Origin of the sequence: Mesorhizobium sp. M5C.F.Ca.IN.020.32.2.1 (assembly GCF_004023105.1) — a bacterium.
GTDB classification, from domain to species: domain Bacteria; phylum Pseudomonadota; class Alphaproteobacteria; order Rhizobiales; family Rhizobiaceae; genus Mesorhizobium; species Mesorhizobium wenxiniae.
In genome coordinates this window covers 1-495 of sequence record NZ_RZSX01001636.1, presented here as the reverse complement: position 1 = coordinate 495, position 495 = coordinate 1, and the positions used below count along the sequence as shown (strand labels likewise).

1 pseudogene is annotated in these 495 nt (G+C 63.0%); it reads right to left on the bottom strand.

Annotation, left to right across the window (positions count from 1 at the left end):
* A pseudogene (locus EOA86_RS37890) lies at window positions 1-495 on the bottom strand (alpha-amylase family glycosyl hydrolase); the annotation flags it as partial.

Genomic DNA, 495 nt, shown 5'->3' with positions numbered 1-495 from the left:
GAACCGGATCGAGCCCCGAACCAGCGCCGCATGCTGCTTGCGCAACGCCAGCATCGCCCGGTAGCTGGCTAGAACCGACTTTTTCTCGGCGTTCTGGACATCGACCGCGCGGGCGCGATGGCTTTCCGGGATCGGGAGCCACGGCTCGCCTGTTGAAAACCCGGCATTGTCGGCGCCTTTCTCCCAGACCATCGGCGTGCGGCATCCATCCCTGCCCTTGAATCCCGGCCAGAAGCGGATGCCGTAAGGATCGCGCAGATCCTCGAACGCCAATTCCGCCTCCTCCAGCCCGAGCTCCTCGCCCTGATAGAGGCAGATCGATCCACGCAGGCATGACAGCAGCGCGATCGAGAACTTCGCCGTCCTTTCCAGATCGCCGCCGGGCCTCGTCCAGCGTGTCACATGGCGAACGACATCGTGGTTGGAAAACGCCCAGCAGACCCAGCCGTCGAAAACCGTACTCTCGAAAGCCTAGACACATCCGCGTATATGCGC